We start from the raw sequence: 14,512 nt of genomic DNA, 5'->3' as shown, positions 1-14,512 counted from the left end.
AATCAATGTAAAGGCATGTTTCGGATGATAGCGCATCGGGGAGATGGGTAAAGCCGCCCACTGCCGGCGCAGGATGACGCCTGATCGGCGTTTGGCTACAATAGGCGTCTTTTCCCTTTCGCGGCCTGCTCGAGACATTGAGGGGCCCACGTCTTGTTTACGTACGCCAGAACAGGATTCCCATGCAAGAGATCAATCCGATCAACAACCTCATCAAGGAGCTGTCCGAGCGGACAGATATCCTGAGGGGGTATCTTTGACTATGCCGAAAAGAAGGACCGGCTAGAGGAAGTTTCCCGCGAACTCGAGAACCCCGACGTCTGGAACGATCCGGACTATGCCCAGAAGTTGGGCAAGGAGCGCGCCGCGCTGGAGCTGGTGGTGGAAACCATCGACGAACTCGACCGCGGGCTCGCCGACAGCAGCGAACTGCTCGAGCTGGCGGTGATGGAGGACGACGAGGGTACCGTCGAAGAGGTCGAGAAAGAGCTCGGACGCCTCGAGAAAGCGCTCGAGAAGCTCGAGTTCCGGCGCATGTTCGCAGGCGAGATGGATGCCAACAACGCCTATCTCGACATTCAGGCCGGCTCCGGCGGCACCGAGGCCCAGGACTGGGCCAACATGCTGCTGCGCATGTATCTGCGCTGGTCCGAGCATCACGGCTTCAAGGTCGAGATCGTCGAAGTCAGCGCCGGCGAGGTGGCGGGTATCAAGTCGGCGACGATCCACGTCCAGGGCGAGTACGCCTTCGGCTGGCTGCGTACCGAAACCGGCGTGCATCGCCTGGTGCGCAAGAGCCCGTTCGATTCCGGCGGCCGTCGACATACCTCGTTCGCCTCGGTGTTCCTGTCGCCGGAAGTCGATGACAGCTTCGAGGTGGATATCAACCCCGCCGATCTGCGTGTCGACACCTATCGCTCGTCCGGTGCCGGCGGCCAGCACGTCAATACCACCGATTCGGCGGTGCGCATCACCCACGAGCCGACCGGGGTGGTGGTGTCATGTCAGACCCAGCGCAGCCAGCATGCCAACCGCGACTTCGCCATGAAGCAGCTCAAGGCCAAGCTCTATGAGCTGGAAATGCAGAAGCGTAACGCCGCCAAGCAGCAGGCCGAGGACAGCAAGTCCGATATCGGCTGGGGCAGTCAGATCCGCTCCTATGTACTCGACGATCAGCGCATCAAGGATCTGCGTACCGGGGTGCAGACCAGCAACTGCGACCGGGTGCTCGACGGGGATCTGGATCAGTTTATCGTGGCCAGCCTCAAACAGGGCCTTTGAGCGACGCTGTTGCGCTCGACGAGGCGGTGTTGCGGCGCTGCTCATCATGCTCATGGACAACCACGTCCACTGCGCTGATTCGCATCGCCGCGCCTGGCCTCGTCGTCGCTCATGACGCGTCTCGACCTGGGTGGCACACCAATCGCGCCACAAATCGATAGCGACCTTCCATAGACAGGCAGAACCATGGCGAACCAGGATTCTCCCCAGCACGACGAAAACCACCTGATAACGGAGCGTCGTGCCAAGCTGGCCGCGCGGCGCGAGCATGCGGCTGCCACCGGCACCAGTGCCTTCCCCAACGACTTTCGCCGCGACAGTCTGGCGGCAGAGCTGATCGATGAGCTGGGCGACAAGGACAAGGCCGAACTGGAGGCGCTCGACCGCCAGGCGGCCGTGGCCGGGCGCATCATGCGCAAGCGCGGCCCGTTCATCGTCATTCAGGACGTCTCCGGTCAGATCCAGCTTTACGTCGACAAGAAAGGGTTGCCGGAAGACGTGCTGGAGGACGTCAAGGGCTGGGACATTGGCGATATCGTCGCTGCACGCGGCCCGGTGCACAAGTCCGGCAAGGGCGATCTCTACGTGATGATGGTCGAGGCCAGACTGCTGACCAAGAGCCTGCGCCCGCTGCCCGACAAGTTCCACGGCCTGACCGACACCGAGGCGCGCTACCGCCAGCGCTATGTCGATCTGATCATGAACCCCGAGTCGCGGCGGGCCTTCGAGGTGCGTGCCGGAGTCATCGCTTCGATCCGGCGCTTCTTCGAGGCGCGCGGCTTCATGGAAGTCGAGACGCCGATGCTGCAGCCGATTCCCGGCGGGGCTACGGCGAGACCGTTCATCACCCATCACAATGCGCTGGACATCGACATGTACCTGCGCATCGCGCCCGAACTGTATCTCAAGCGCCTGGTGGTGGGCGGCTTCGAGCGGGTCTTCGAGATCAACCGCAACTTCCGCAACGAGGGGTTGTCGACGCGTCACAACCCCGAGTTCACCATGCTCGAGTTCTACTGGGCCTATGCGGATTACCGGGACCTGCTCGACCTGACCGAGGCGATGATCCGCAATGCCGCCGAGGAAGTGCTGGGAACCGCCGTACTCAACTATCAGGGTACCGAGTACGACCTGGGGCAGCCGTTCCGTCGGCTGACGCTGCGCAAGGCTATCCTCGAGTATGGCGACGGCATCGCCGATGCCGATATCGACACCCTCGAGGCGGCCCGCGACACGGCCATGAAACTGGGGCTGCAGGTCAAGGAAGGCTGGGGGCTCGGCAAGCTGCAGACCGAGATATTCGAGGAGGTCGCCGAGCACCAGCTCGACCAGCCGACCTTCATCATCGAGTACCCGGCCGAGGTCAGCCCGCTGGCGCGGCGCAACGATGCCAACCCGTTCGTCACCGACCGTTTCGAGTTCTTCGTCGGCGGCCGCGAGATCGCCAACGGATTCTCGGAGCTCAACGATGCCGAGGATCAGGCCGAACGTTTCGCCGCGCAGGTGGCCGAGAAGGAGGCCGGCGATCTCGAGGCGATGTATTTTGATGCCGATTACGTACGGGCATTGGAGTACGGCCTGCCGCCGACGGCGGGCGAGGGGATCGGGATCGATCGTCTGGTGATGCTGTTCACCGACAGCCCGTCGATTCGCGACGTGCTGCTGTTCCCCGCGATGCGTCCCCAGGCCGATTGAGGCGCTATCCACGGCTTCCGGCGAGACGCGAGGGAGTGGGGATATGCTCCTCGTGTCTCGTCGTCGGCGCTTCCAGGCCGGCGCAAAGCCGGGTCATGGCGCGAATCTGCGTCATTGCACGGGATAGTGTTGGTAAGAGACGTGGCGAACGACCATAATGAGCGTCGTTTCGAGTCGTGGAGGCCGAAGGATGAAATTGCTCAATCGCTCTGCTCTGAGCGTCAAGCCGACCCAGGCATTCGTGGACTGGATCAACTCGCTGGAGCCCACGGTAGGCGATGATGACCTGACGCTTCAGGATATCGATCGGGAAAATACCGTCTACCTGATTCCCGAGATGGATACGCCCGAGGCGCTGGAGGCCTTCGTGCACGATCGCTTTGCCGATATTCTGGAGAGCGAGCTGCGTGCCTGGGAGGAGGATGAGCGCCAGTGGCCGGCGGAGCTGAACTGGGCACTGTTCAAGCAGTTCCTCAGCGTCGAGCACAGCTATCTGGCCATCGACCTCGACGACGAGGCGCCGCTGGAAGTTTCCGAAGTCGATGACGAACTGCTGCTGGAAACCGATGAGGAGTAAGGTGGTTTCCAGGGTACTCTGCCTTTTCGCGACGGACTCTCTGCGCTCTCCGCTACGGAATGGGCGCGGAAGGACGAGCCTGCCCGTCGCGTGCTGTTAGGTCGGCTGTTCGAAACGCAGCCCGGCGACAGCGGCCTGCCGGGTCCGCAACGCCGGCTGGCGGTGCTGACATTGATCATGGGCACCCTCATGGCCGTGCTTGACAGCGGCATCGTCAACATCGCGCTGCCGACCCTGGCGCAGGAGTTCGAAGTCGCGGGCTCCCACGCCGTGTGGATAACCAACATCTACCAGCTCGTCTGCGCCGCGTCGCTGCTGTCCTTTGCTGCGCTCAGCCACCTTGTCGGACGTTACCGCCTCTACATCGGCGGTCTGGTGGTGTTCACGCTGGCCTCACTGGGCTGTGCCCTGTCCCGCTCGCTGGAGCTGCTGCTGCTCTCCCGCGCCCTGCAGGCCATCGGCGCGGCTGCCATGCTCAGCATTGGTCCTTCGCTGTACCGGGTCATCTTTCCGCCGCGTCTGCTGGGCTCGGCCATCGGTCTGAGCACTTTCGTCGTCGCCTTCGGGATCGCTTTCGGGCCGTCGCTGGGGGGCGGCATCCTGTATCTCGCCAGCTGGCCGTGGCTGTTCGCCATCAATGTACCCATCGGCGTACTGGCGCTATGGCTCGCCTGGCGTGCCTTGCCGCGAGAGCCGGCCCGGCCCGGAGCGTTCGACTGGGCGGGAGCGCTGCTGTCGGCCGTCATGCTGGGCGGCTTCGTCCTTGCCATCGATCGCTTCGGTCACGGCGAGCGCGGAATTATCGTCATGGTACCGCTGGTGGCGAGCGGGGTGTGTACCGGGCTCTTCGTGTGGCGGCAGCGTCGCGCACCGCGGCCGCTGGTACCGCTGGTCATGTTCGAGGAGCCGCGCTTCGCGCTGGCTGCCGCGGTGTCCCTGCTGGCCTTCGTGGCCCAGGGCGCGGCTTTCGTCGGGTTGCCGTTCCTGTACCAGACGCAGATGGATCTTTCCCCCTTGCAGGCGGCGTGGCTGTTCACGCCATGGCCGCTGGCGCTGATGTTTTCCGGGCCCTTGGCCGGACGCCTGGCGGATCGCGTCAACCCGACGCTGTTGTCGTCGCTGGGCCTGGGGATCTTCCTGCTGGGCATGCTGGCGTTCGCCCTGATGGGAACGGCGGCGACCACTTTCGATATCGTCTGGCGTGCCACGCTCTGCGGTCTCGGCTACGGGTTGTTCCAGGCCCCCAACAATCGCGAGATGATCGGTAGCGTGCCGCTCGAGTTGAGTGCCAACGCTTCAGGCATCCTGGCCTCGGTGCGCACCTTCGGCCAGTCGCTGGGGACGGCGCTGGTCGGTCTGGTGCTGGCGTTGTCCTTCGGTTCGATCGCCCTGGCGTTGTGGCTGGGGTGTGGCTCGGTGGTGCTCGCGCTGCTGCTCAGCGTACGGCGGATTCCGCTGGCGGCAAAGCGCTGAGGGATGTTCGAAAGTCGTCGAGCGACGATCAGGCAAGGCGGAACGTGCCTTTAGCCCATTGTTAACGCCGCATGACCGAGCGCAGACATTTTGCAGTCTGACCGTAGTGCATCGCTCAGGCGGCGGCAACACGCTACAATGGGGCCCTTCGGCAATCCGATCTTTAGATCAACCCGATCCTTCGACAATCAGGTCTTTCGACAAAGGAGGCTTCGCCCATGAGCGTCCAGGCGCGTATCGAAGACAAGCTGCAGACTCTCGAGCCGGTCTACCTGACGGTCGAGAACGAGAGTCACATGCATCACGTTCCCCCCAATTCCGAGACGCATTTCAAGGTGACGCTGGTGTCATCCGGCTTCCAGGGGCTGATGCCGGTCAAGCGCCATCAACAGATCTACTCGGTGCTGGCCGATGAGCTCTCGGGCCCGGTGCATGCCCTCGCCCTGCACCTATACACTCCCGACGAGTGGCGTGTGCGCGGCAACCTGAGTCCCGCGTCGCCGAACTGCCGGGGCGGCGGCCGCCACTAGATGGTCACTGAGCCGCAGCGGCTGCAGTATCTCGAGGCGATGGGCCTCACCGCCTGGAGCAGTCGCTATCGCTTGCCCAATGCGGCACCTACGCCATCATGCGAATGGCCCCAGGCGGATGCTCCGCCTGTCGAGCCGCCTGGCGCGCGCCTGCATGCCCTGCTCGACGCCGCCGGCAAGACCGAGGCGCCAGCGGAGCCTCCCGCGGCGCCGCGGCCCTCGCTGGCCCGTGCCCGGGCACTGCTGCAGGACGAAGATGCCGGGCAGGAGGCGCCGGCCTCCGTGGCCCGTGGCGAACACGCCGAGCCTCGTCACCCCCCCGCGCCAGAGCCTGCCCCGGAAGTCACGGCCGAGCCGTTGCGCTTCGTGCTGCAGATTGGCGTCTTGCAGCAGCGTTGGCTGGTACTGGTACCGGAGCAGACCGAAATGGGCGGCACCGAGCAGCAGCTGCTGGGTAATCTTCTGCGTGCCGCAGGCATCGCGCTCGAGGATGAGCCGGCGTTCGAGACGTTCCGCTGGCCGCTGATGGCGGGGATGAGCGCGATTTCCGACCCGCTCGAGGAGGCGCGCGACGGAATGCGAGCCTTCGTCATGGGGCAGGCGCGGCGCGGCTGGCGCCCCGAACGGTTACTGATCTTCGGCGAAGAGAAAACGCTTTTGTCGGTGCTGCAGGTCGAAAAGGCCCGGTGCCTGACCTTGGATCTGCCGTGCTGGCAGCTTCCGTCACTGCACACTCTGGCGAATTCCGCCGATGCCAAGCGCGGATTATGGCCGGAACTGGCCCGCTGGCAGGCCGCTTGGGCCGACACCTCCTGGAGCGACGCCTCGGAGCCGAGCGGTGCACATTGAGCGCCTGACTCACGGGCATCTCGCGGCCCTCGTCGCCATCGAACAGGCCGGGCAGGCATCCCCCTGGTCGGCGGCACTGCTCGAGGCGGCACTTGCCGACGAGCGTAGCGAGATATGGGGCGCGTGTCGGCAGGCGGTGACCGGCGATGCCGGGCTGGCCGGCTTTGCCGTGCTCCACTGGTTACCCTTCGAAGCCGAATTGCAGGCGATCACCGTATCGCCCGATTCACGCCGGCAGGGCGTGGGGCGGCATCTGCTGACGAAACTGATCGAGCTGGCGATGCAGCGGGGGAGCGAGCGCTTGTTGCTGGAGGTTCGCCAGAGCAATGCGCCGGCGCTGAAGCTTTACGAGACGGCGGGGTTTCAGGTCGACGGCCACCGGCGAGGGTATTATTCCCATGCCGATGGCTCACGCGAAGATGCCGTGCTGATGTCGCGAGATCTCGCCCCCTGACGTGAGGCCGGACCGGAGCGTCGGGTCTCAGGAGGAGGTGTCGCCCTCCAGTCCCTGGAACTTGCCCAGCAGATCTCCCAGACGGCGCTCCCAGTCGTCACGCTCCTGCTTGAGGCGGCCGTTTTCCTCGCGCAACTCCTCGGCCTCCATCTTCAGCATCTCGATGGTGTCGACCGCGTTCTGGACCTTCTGCTCAAGCTGGTTGAAGAGTTCGATACTCATGGCATTCTCCTGAATTGGCGTGGTGGCGGTCAGCGTACGCAGCCCCTGCGACGGCGGCAAGGGGCAGGCACTGCGAACATTTCATGACGTCACGCGATACAGCCGCCCGATGCCGTCTCCGGCACGCACCTCGCGATGCACGATCCAGGTCGAAGGTACCGTCAGGGCGAGTTCATGCTCGGTCTCGACATATACGAAGGCGTCGTGCTCCAGCCAGCCATCCTGATCCAGCCGTGCACACGCCTCGGCCGCCAGCCCCTGGCGAAACGGCGGGTCGAGAAAGACCAGCCCGAAGGGCGTGGCGGAACCGGCAAGAAACGCTGCGGCATCCTGCGTCACTACCTGGCCTGCTGCACCCAGCATATCGAGATTGTCCCGCAGGCGCCGGGCAACGTCGCTGACGCGCTCGACGAATAGCGCCTCCCGTGCGCCGCGTGACAGCGCCTCGATGCCCAGCGCCCCGGTGCCGGCATAAAGATCCAGTACCCGGCGTCCCGAGGTCACCGCATTCAGCCAGTTGAACAGGGTCTCGCGCACCCGGTCGGGAGTGGGGCGCAGCCCGGGGCTGTCGGGGACCGGTAGCAGCCGTCGGCGATATTCACCGCCGATGATGCGCAGCTTGCCTGTCCCCCGGCCCTGGGGCGGGGAAGTGGCGCGTTTGGCGTGACGGGAGCGGGGGGCAGAATGACGTCGACTCATGATCGGCGGATTGTACCCCCACCCAGGCAGGAGTGATAGGATGATGCGCATCCTTTCGGGAAGAGCGGAGTCGCCCGGGCGCACGGTCTTCCCTCGGCATCGCGCTGGTGCTCCCTACGTCGCGAAACGGCAGCCGTGTTCATGACGGTGGGCAGCGCCAGTCGCCGGCCGCATTGTCCAACCGTATTCACACCAGGACAGTTCTCGCCCATGTTCGGTTTTTTCAAGCGTAAGAAGAAGCAGCAGGAAGAGTCCCAGGCGCAGGAGCAGGAAGCGCTGCGTCGCGAGGAAGAGGAAGCCTCCGCCGAAAGGGAGGCCTCTATCGAGGAAAATGCAGACGCTGCGCAGGCGGCCGCGGCGGTCGAGCCCCCCGTCACCGAGGGTGAGGTGCATGCGGTGTCCCCCGAGACGTTGCCGCCTGTCGAAGTGGAGCCCGACACGCGCGAGCGTGAAGCGGCCCGCGAGTCGCTGCGTGAGACGCCCGAAACCGGAGAGGGCCTGTCGGCGCTTGACGAGCGGCCAGTCGATCCGGCAGCGGAAGCGTTGGCTACGGATGCGACCGCGCCCGAGGGGGACGTTCACGAGGTGGATCCCGAGACGCAGCCCCCGGTCGAGATGAAGCCCGAGCCTCGCGAGCGCGAAGCGGCCCGCGAGGCGCTCGAAGTGCCGGACGAGTCCGAGCCGGGGCAGTCGGCACTGAAAGAGCGGCCGGTCGATCCGACAGCGCAGGCGCTGGCCACGGATGCGACTGAATCCGTGCCTCAACCCGGGTCCGAGCCAGTGGAGGCGGCGGTCAGCGACGAGGTGGCACGCGATGAGTTGCCGGAGGAGACCGACAAGTCCGCGGTGCTCAGGGAGGCTGCCGAACAGGCCCACCAGGAAACTCGCGAGCAGCTCGAGGAAGAGGGCGATAACGCCGACGAGCCGCTGCCGGAAGCTGTCTCGACGCCTGCCGCGCCGCAGGAAAAGCCCAAGGGAGGCTGGTTCTCGCGCATCAGGGCCGGACTGGGCAAGACGCGCGCCAACCTGACGGAGGGTGTCGCGAATCTGTTCCTGGGCAAGAAGCAGATCGACGACGAATTGATGGAGGATCTCGAGACCCAACTGCTGATGGCGGACGTGGGCATCGAGGCGACCACCGAGATCATCGACCGGCTGGCGGCACGCGTGAGCCGCAAGGAACTCAACGACTCCGAGGCCCTGTATCGGGCGTTGCAGGAGGAACTGACCGCGCTGCTCGAGCCGGTGACGGTTCCGCTGGCCCTGCCGCCCAAGGGAGAAGGGCCGTTCGTCATCCTGATGGTCGGGGTCAACGGCGTCGGCAAGACCACCACCATCGGCAAGCTGACCAAGCGCTTCCAGGCCGAGGGGCGTAGCGTGATGCTGGCCGCCGGCGATACCTTCCGTGCCGCCGCCGTCGAGCAGCTCAAGGTCTGGGGGGAGCGCAATCAGGTTCCCGTGGTGGCGCAGCACACCGGCGCCGACAGCGCCTCGGTGATCTACGACGCTCTGGCCGCCGCCAAGGCGCGCAAGGTCGATGTACTGATCGCCGATACCGCCGGGCGGCTGCACAACAAGGGACCGCTCATGGAGGAGCTCAAGAAGGTGCGCCGGGTGATGGCCAAGCTCGACGAAAGCGCTCCCCATGAAGTCATGCTGGTGCTGGATGCCGGTACCGGCCAGAACGCGCTGGCCCAGGCGGCGACGTTCAATGAAGCGATTCCTGTCACCGGCATCACCCTGACCAAGCTCGACGGCACCGCCAAGGGGGGCATCATCTTCGCGCTGGCCAAGCAGCTCAATACACCCCTTCGCTATATCGGGGTAGGTGAATCGCTGGACGATCTGCGCCCCTTCGCGGCACAGGATTTCGTCAAGGCGTTATTCGAACGGGACACGGCTGAATCCTAAGAGATGATCGCGTTCGAACACGTAGGCAAGCGCTACGGCGGGCGCTTCGAGGCGCTCGCCGACATCAACTTCCGTGTCCGGCGCGGCGAGATGCTGTTCCTGACCGGGCACTCGGGGGCGGGCAAGAGTTCGCTGCTGCGTCTGATCATGCGTCTCGAGCGTCCCTCGCGTGGACGTATTCTGGTGGCGGGACACGACATCGATCGTCTGCATGATAGCCAGGTGCCGTTCTATCGGCGCCAGATCGGCGTGGTCTTCCAGGATCACCAATTGCTGTTCGACCGCAGCATCTTCGCCAATGTGGCGCTGCCGTTGGAGATTCAGGGGATGGAGCCGCGCGAGGCGTCGCGTCGCGTGCGCGCGGCGCTCGACAAGGTGGGACTGCTGCATCGCGAGAAAGCCCTGCCCATCGAACTCTCGGGAGGGGAACAGCAGCGCGTCGGCATCGCCCGGGCCGTGGTCAACAAGCCGGCGCTCCTGCTCGCCGACGAGCCGACCGGCAATCTCGATCCACAGCTGTCCGCCGAGATCATGCGCCTGTTCGAAGATTTCAACCGTATCGGGACGACGGTCGTCGTTGCCAGCCACGATCTGGCGTTGATTGCCCATCTGCATCATCGGGTACTGAAGTTGCGTGACGGCCGCCTGGTCAATGATCAGGAGGCGGCATGAGTCGGCGTGAAGAGCCGGCCGCGATGCGGCGTGGCGCCCGGTCGAGCCGTCCGGGAATGGATAGCCGCACCCGCGCCTGGTTGCGCCATCAGCGAGCCATGTGTGTCGACAGTCTGCGACGCCTGGCGCGGCATCCGCTGGGCAGTTTGCTGACCATGCTGGCCATCGCCATCGCCCTGATTCTGCCGGTGGGTCTGTGGCTGGCGCTTGACGGGGCGCGACTGCTGGACGCGGAGCTCGATGCCAGCGCCACGGTCACGGTATATCTGGCTGACGATGTCGATGAGTCCCGGGCCCTCGATGTCACCACGTCGCTACGCGGGCAGCCCGGTGTCGATAGCGCCCGTCTGGTGACTGCCGCCGAAGGCTTGGCCGAATTCCAGGCGGCATTGGGGCTGGATGATGCGCTGGGCTCGCTGGAAACCAACCCATTGCCGGCCAGCGTGATCATCGTTCCCGATGACACGCACCCCCAGGCGGTGCGTCAACTGGCCGATCGGCTGCAAGGATTGCCGGGCGTCGAGGAGGCGCGACTGGATCTGGCCTGGCTGGAGCGCCTGCGCAATCTCGCTGATCTGGGTCAACGCCTGGCGCTGGCGCTCGGCATATTGTTCGGTCTGGGGGTATTGCTGATCGTGGGCAACACCATCCGACTGGCGGTGGAGAGCCGCCGCCAGGAGATCGAGGTAGTCACGCTGATCGGTGCCACGCACGCCTTCGTCCGCCGACCGTTCCTCTATAGCGGAGCCTGGTACGGGCTGGGTGGAGGCCTGCTGGCCTGGGGGCTGCTGACCCTGGGGAGCCACTGGCTGATGGCGCCCGCCACGGCACTGGCGCAAAGCTATGGGGCGGTTTTTTCGTTCCCTCGGTTAGGCTTCAATGGCTCGGCCTTACTACTCTTTTCGAGTACACTACTGGGCTGGCTGGGCGCCTGGCTCGCCGTCGGGCGGCATCTTGCCGATACCCGGCCCCGTTGAGCCAGCCCCGTTGAGAATGCCCCTCGGCACCCGGGGGCAATGTTGAACTTTGGTATCGTGGTGCGGTCATAGAGCCGCATGCGTTTGTTAGGCATCTTACTTGCTGTGCCGTCGTGGTTGTACGGACATGCGCCGGGAAGGCGCGACCCGATGACGGCACGCTGGGCAACAATGGAGACATCTGCATGAGCACCAGTCTTCTGCCTGTCGGTCATCTTTCGCCGGGCCACGACCTGAATGGTTACATCCAGGCGGTTAACAGTATTCCCGTGCTGACCGCTGAAGAAGAACGCGAGTTGGCCTTTCGCCTGCATGATCACAATGACCTGGAGGCGGCACGCCGCATGGTCATGTCGCATCTGCGTTTCGTCGTGCATATCGCGCGGAGCTACTCCGGCTACGGCCTGCCTCAGGCTGATCTGATCCAGGAGGGCAACGTGGGTCTGATGAAGGCCGTCAAGCGTTTCGACCCCAACCAGGGCGTCCGCTTGGTCTCCTTTGCCGTGCACTGGATCAAGGCCGAGATCCATGAGTTCGTGCTGCGCAACTGGCGTATCGTCAAGATCGCCACCACCAAGGCGCAGCGTAAGCTGTTCTTCAACCTGCGCAGTGCCAAGAAACGTCTGGCATGGCTGAACAATGACGAGATCGAGGCGATCGCCAAGGATCTCGACGTCAAGCCTGAAGTGGTGCGTGACATGGAAGGCCGCCTGTCGGCCTTTGACGCGGGGTTCGATGCTTCGCCAGCGGACGAGGAGGAGCAGGGCTATCAGGCGCCGGTCCATTATCTCGAAGACGGTCGCTACGATCCGGCCTCTCAGCTCGAGGAGTCCGATTGGGAAGAGGATTCTACACGGCGCTTGCAGGATGCCCTGGCCAATCTGGATGATCGCTCACGTGACATCCTGCAGCAGCGCTGGCTCTCCGAGGAGAAATCGACCCTGCATGAGCTGGCCGATGTCTACGGCGTCTCTGCCGAGCGTATCCGGCAGTTGGAAAAGAACGCCATGAAGAAGCTCAAGCAGGCGCTCGGCGAGGACACGCTGGCGGCTTGAGCCGCAAGCAGGGCGGGAAGCGGTTGCCGCCTGGTGGTCCGATGAAGCGAATCATATGCGTGAACGAAAACCCGGCTCAGATGAGCCGGGTTTTTTGCATGGTAGATCGGATGGTATGTCGATCGAGTCGTACGTGAATCGAAGGGCTCGTGCGGTGCAATCAGGCACCGGCAGCCTGTGGCACTGTCACCAGCAGGGAGGCGGACAGGGTTTTCCACTGCTCGTCCCAATGCTGGGTGGGGGGATGCTTGAAATCGCTGCGTACGTACTGACTGATGCGACCATCCGCGCAGGCCAGCAGTAGATTGGCGGCTGCCGATACCGGGATCGTGGTGCGTAGGCCTTCGCGCAGTTCCGCTTCGCGAAGGATCTGCTTGAGCTGGGTTTCCAGCCGGTCGAACAGTTGGGTCATGCGGATGCGCAGGCGCGCCGTTTCACCGGTAAGGGCATCGCCACCAAGCAGCCGGCACAAGCCGGGATTCTTCTCGGAGAAACCGAGAATCAGCGTGAGGATGTGGTGACAGCGTGCCTCGGCGGAGGGTGTCTCGTCGAGAATGCGCCGGATCCGTTCGAAAAGCGTCTCTTCAATGAATTCGATCAGACCCTCGAACATGCGCGCCTTGCTGGGGAAGTGCCGATACAAGGCGGCTTCCGAAACGCCGACCTGGCGTGCCAGAGCGGCCGTGGTGATGCGCTTGCCGCTGTCTTCCTCGAGCATGAGCGCCAAAGCCTGAAGAATCTCTTCGCGGCGGTTGCGCTTGGGTTTGGCCTGCGTCATTGATGGTCTTCTACGATGTTGGCGTCACCCCATCCTAATGTTTCGTTGGGTTATCGGCAATTATCTGAGCGTTTCTTTGCGAAACGGGAAATTAACGAATGGCCCTGAAATGGCTTTCTACCGGCCTCTTTATGCGTCGGCCTCCGATGTCTCGTTTGCCACGTCGGTGATCAGTGTGCCGACGCCGGCATTGGTGAATATCTCCAGCAGCGTGGCGTGAGCAACCCGACCGTCGACGATATGGGCGCTTCTGACGCCGCCTTTCACGGCTTCAAGGGCACAGCGGATCTTGGGCAACATGCCTCCATGAATGGTGCCGTCGCTGATCAGTGCATCGACCTGGGCGGTGGAAAGTCCGGTAAGCACTTCACCTTCGGCGTTCATCAGGCCGGCGACGTTGGTCAGCAGCATTAGCTTCTCGGCACCCAGCGCCTCGGCTACCTTGCCGGCGACCAGATCGGCATTGATGTTATAGCTGTGCCCCTGCTCGTCGACGCCGATCGGCGCAATCACTGGAATGAAGTCCCGTGCCGCGAGCATCTCGATTAGATCGGTGGATACGTGCGCCACTTCTCCGACGTGACCGATATCGATGATTTCGGGGGCCGTCATCTCCGGCGTCTGACGGCTGACCTTGAGCTGGCGGGCGAGAATCTGCGCGCCGTCCTTCCCGGTCAGGCCGATGGCCTTGCCGCCGCTCTGATTGATCAGATTGACGATCCCCTTGTTGACCAGCCCGCCGAGGACCATCTCGACCACGTCCATGGTCTCGGCGTCGGTCACGCGCATGCCGTTGACGAAGCGCGACTCGATATTGAGCTTGGCCAGGAGTTCGCCGATCTGCGGGCCGCCGCCGTGCACGACCACTGGATTGATGCCTACCTCCTTCATCAGCACCATGTCGCGAGCGAAGGAGTCGATCAGCGTATCCTCGGTCATGGCGTTACCGCCGTACTTGACCACTACCGTCTTGCCCGAGAAGCGCTGAATGTAGGGCAGCGCCTCGGACAGAATCTCCACGACCTGACGCGGATCGCGTTCCTGCTGGCTCATGATTAATTTCCTTGATGTCCAGAATCGTTATGGGTCAGATGCGCATGTGTGGTGCCTGAGCGTCTCGAGAAGTGCTCATGAGCGCAAAAAAGCCGCCCGCAGGCGGCCTGATCGATCATAGCAAGATGGAGAATGCTGACAACTGCTGCGCTCGTCCATTCGGCGTTGAAATCCGTCTCAAAATGCTCATTTACTCCCGTAAACTGCGCTTTTTCGGCGAATTTCGCCTTGACTGGCCATCGCTCGTGACCTTTGTCAGCATCCCCATGCGCTTTTGACAAGAACG

Annotated in this window: 16 protein-coding genes; 12 read left to right on the top strand and 4 right to left on the bottom strand. The window is 63.8% G+C overall.

What is annotated here, in order from left to right; genetic code table 11:
* The first annotated feature begins 182 nt into the window (after positions 1–182).
* The 7 genes from prfB (at position 183) to rimI (ending at position 6,859) form a co-directional block, all read left to right on the top strand.
* Positions 183–1,281 (top strand): peptide chain release factor 2 gene (gene prfB, locus ACYQ12_RS16605; RefSeq protein ID WP_459873902.1). Its coding sequence is split into 2 segments (ribosomal slippage): positions 183–257 and positions 259–1,281, totalling 1,098 coding nucleotides; the frame shifts between segments, so codons are not numbered across the junction.
* Between the two features lie 186 nt (positions 1,282–1,467).
* The gene (gene lysS / locus ACYQ12_RS16600) at positions 1,468–2,976 is read left to right on the top strand and encodes a lysine--tRNA ligase (protein WP_459873900.1); all 1,509 of its coding nucleotides are present in this window, start codon (positions 1,468–1,470) and stop codon (positions 2,974–2,976) included.
* A 190-nt stretch (positions 2,977–3,166) separates the two neighbouring features.
* Positions 3,167–3,553, top strand: coding sequence for a hypothetical protein (locus ACYQ12_RS16595; protein ID WP_459873898.1), 387 nt, complete (start codon positions 3,167–3,169; stop codon positions 3,551–3,553).
* Between the two features lie 90 nt (positions 3,554–3,643).
* Complete coding sequence (locus ACYQ12_RS16590; protein WP_459873896.1) at positions 3,644–5,026, top strand: MFS transporter; 1,383 nt, start codon at positions 3,644–3,646, stop codon at positions 5,024–5,026.
* Positions 5,027–5,244: 218 nt separating this feature from the next.
* Positions 5,245–5,556, top strand: a complete 312-nt coding sequence (locus tag ACYQ12_RS16585) for a BolA family protein (protein WP_459873894.1) — start codon at positions 5,245–5,247, stop codon at positions 5,554–5,556.
* The gene (locus ACYQ12_RS16580) at positions 5,557–6,405 is read left to right on the top strand and encodes a hypothetical protein (RefSeq protein WP_459873892.1); all 849 of its coding nucleotides are present in this window, start codon (positions 5,557–5,559) and stop codon (positions 6,403–6,405) included.
* Complete coding sequence (gene rimI, locus ACYQ12_RS16575; RefSeq protein ID WP_459873890.1) at positions 6,395–6,859, top strand: ribosomal protein S18-alanine N-acetyltransferase; 465 nt, start codon at positions 6,395–6,397, stop codon at positions 6,857–6,859. Before ACYQ12_RS16580 ends, rimI begins: the two co-directional genes overlap by 11 nt.
* Positions 6,860–6,886: 27 nt before the next feature.
* Here rimI and ACYQ12_RS16570 read toward each other — a convergent pair whose 3' ends face one another.
* On the bottom strand, positions 6,887–7,081 hold the full coding sequence (locus ACYQ12_RS16570) for a cell division protein ZapB (protein WP_459873888.1): 195 nt from the start codon (positions 7,079–7,081) through the stop codon (positions 6,887–6,889).
* Positions 7,082–7,162: 81 nt separating this feature from the next.
* Complete coding sequence (gene rsmD / locus ACYQ12_RS16565) at positions 7,163–7,780, bottom strand: 16S rRNA (guanine(966)-N(2))-methyltransferase RsmD (protein ID WP_459873886.1); 618 nt, start codon at positions 7,778–7,780, stop codon at positions 7,163–7,165.
* Between the two features lie 615 nt (positions 7,781–8,395).
* Here rsmD and ftsY point away from each other — a divergent pair.
* The 4 genes from ftsY (at position 8,396) to rpoH (ending at position 12,395) form a co-directional block, all read left to right on the top strand.
* Positions 8,396–9,691 carry a signal recognition particle-docking protein FtsY gene (ftsY, locus tag ACYQ12_RS16560; protein ID WP_488193316.1) on the top strand — a complete coding sequence of 432 codons (1,296 nt, stop codon included), beginning with the start codon at positions 8,396–8,398 and terminating at the stop codon, positions 9,689–9,691.
* 3 nt (positions 9,692–9,694) lie between these two features.
* Complete coding sequence (ftsE, locus tag ACYQ12_RS16555) at positions 9,695–10,363, top strand: cell division ATP-binding protein FtsE (RefSeq protein WP_459873881.1); 669 nt, start codon at positions 9,695–9,697, stop codon at positions 10,361–10,363.
* Positions 10,360–11,340 (top strand): permease-like cell division protein FtsX, encoded by a 981-nt coding sequence (gene ftsX / locus ACYQ12_RS16550; RefSeq protein WP_459873879.1) that lies wholly within the window; start codon positions 10,360–10,362, stop codon positions 11,338–11,340. Before ftsE ends, ftsX begins: the two co-directional genes overlap by 4 nt.
* Positions 11,341–11,525: 185 nt before the next feature.
* The gene (gene rpoH, locus ACYQ12_RS16545) at positions 11,526–12,395 is read left to right on the top strand and encodes an RNA polymerase sigma factor RpoH (protein ID WP_459873877.1); all 870 of its coding nucleotides are present in this window, start codon (positions 11,526–11,528) and stop codon (positions 12,393–12,395) included.
* Between the two features lie 160 nt (positions 12,396–12,555).
* On the opposite strand, the gene slmA is transcribed toward rpoH, so the two are convergent.
* Positions 12,556–13,173, bottom strand: coding sequence for a nucleoid occlusion factor SlmA (slmA, locus tag ACYQ12_RS16540; RefSeq protein ID WP_459873875.1), 618 nt, complete (start codon positions 13,171–13,173; stop codon positions 12,556–12,558).
* A gap of 129 nt (positions 13,174–13,302) precedes the next feature.
* The gene (gene argB / locus ACYQ12_RS16535) at positions 13,303–14,226 is read right to left on the bottom strand and encodes an acetylglutamate kinase (RefSeq protein ID WP_459873873.1); all 924 of its coding nucleotides are present in this window, start codon (positions 14,224–14,226) and stop codon (positions 13,303–13,305) included.
* Between the two features lie 77 nt (positions 14,227–14,303).
* On the opposite strand from argB, the gene ACYQ12_RS16530 reads away from it, so the two are divergent.
* Complete coding sequence (locus ACYQ12_RS16530) at positions 14,304–14,504, top strand: hypothetical protein (RefSeq protein ID WP_459873871.1); 201 nt, start codon at positions 14,304–14,306, stop codon at positions 14,502–14,504.
* Positions 14,505–14,512 lie beyond the last annotated feature (8 nt).

This window comes from Halomonas shantousis (assembly GCF_054654615.1).
This window is presented reverse-complemented; position numbering and strand designations above follow the sequence as displayed.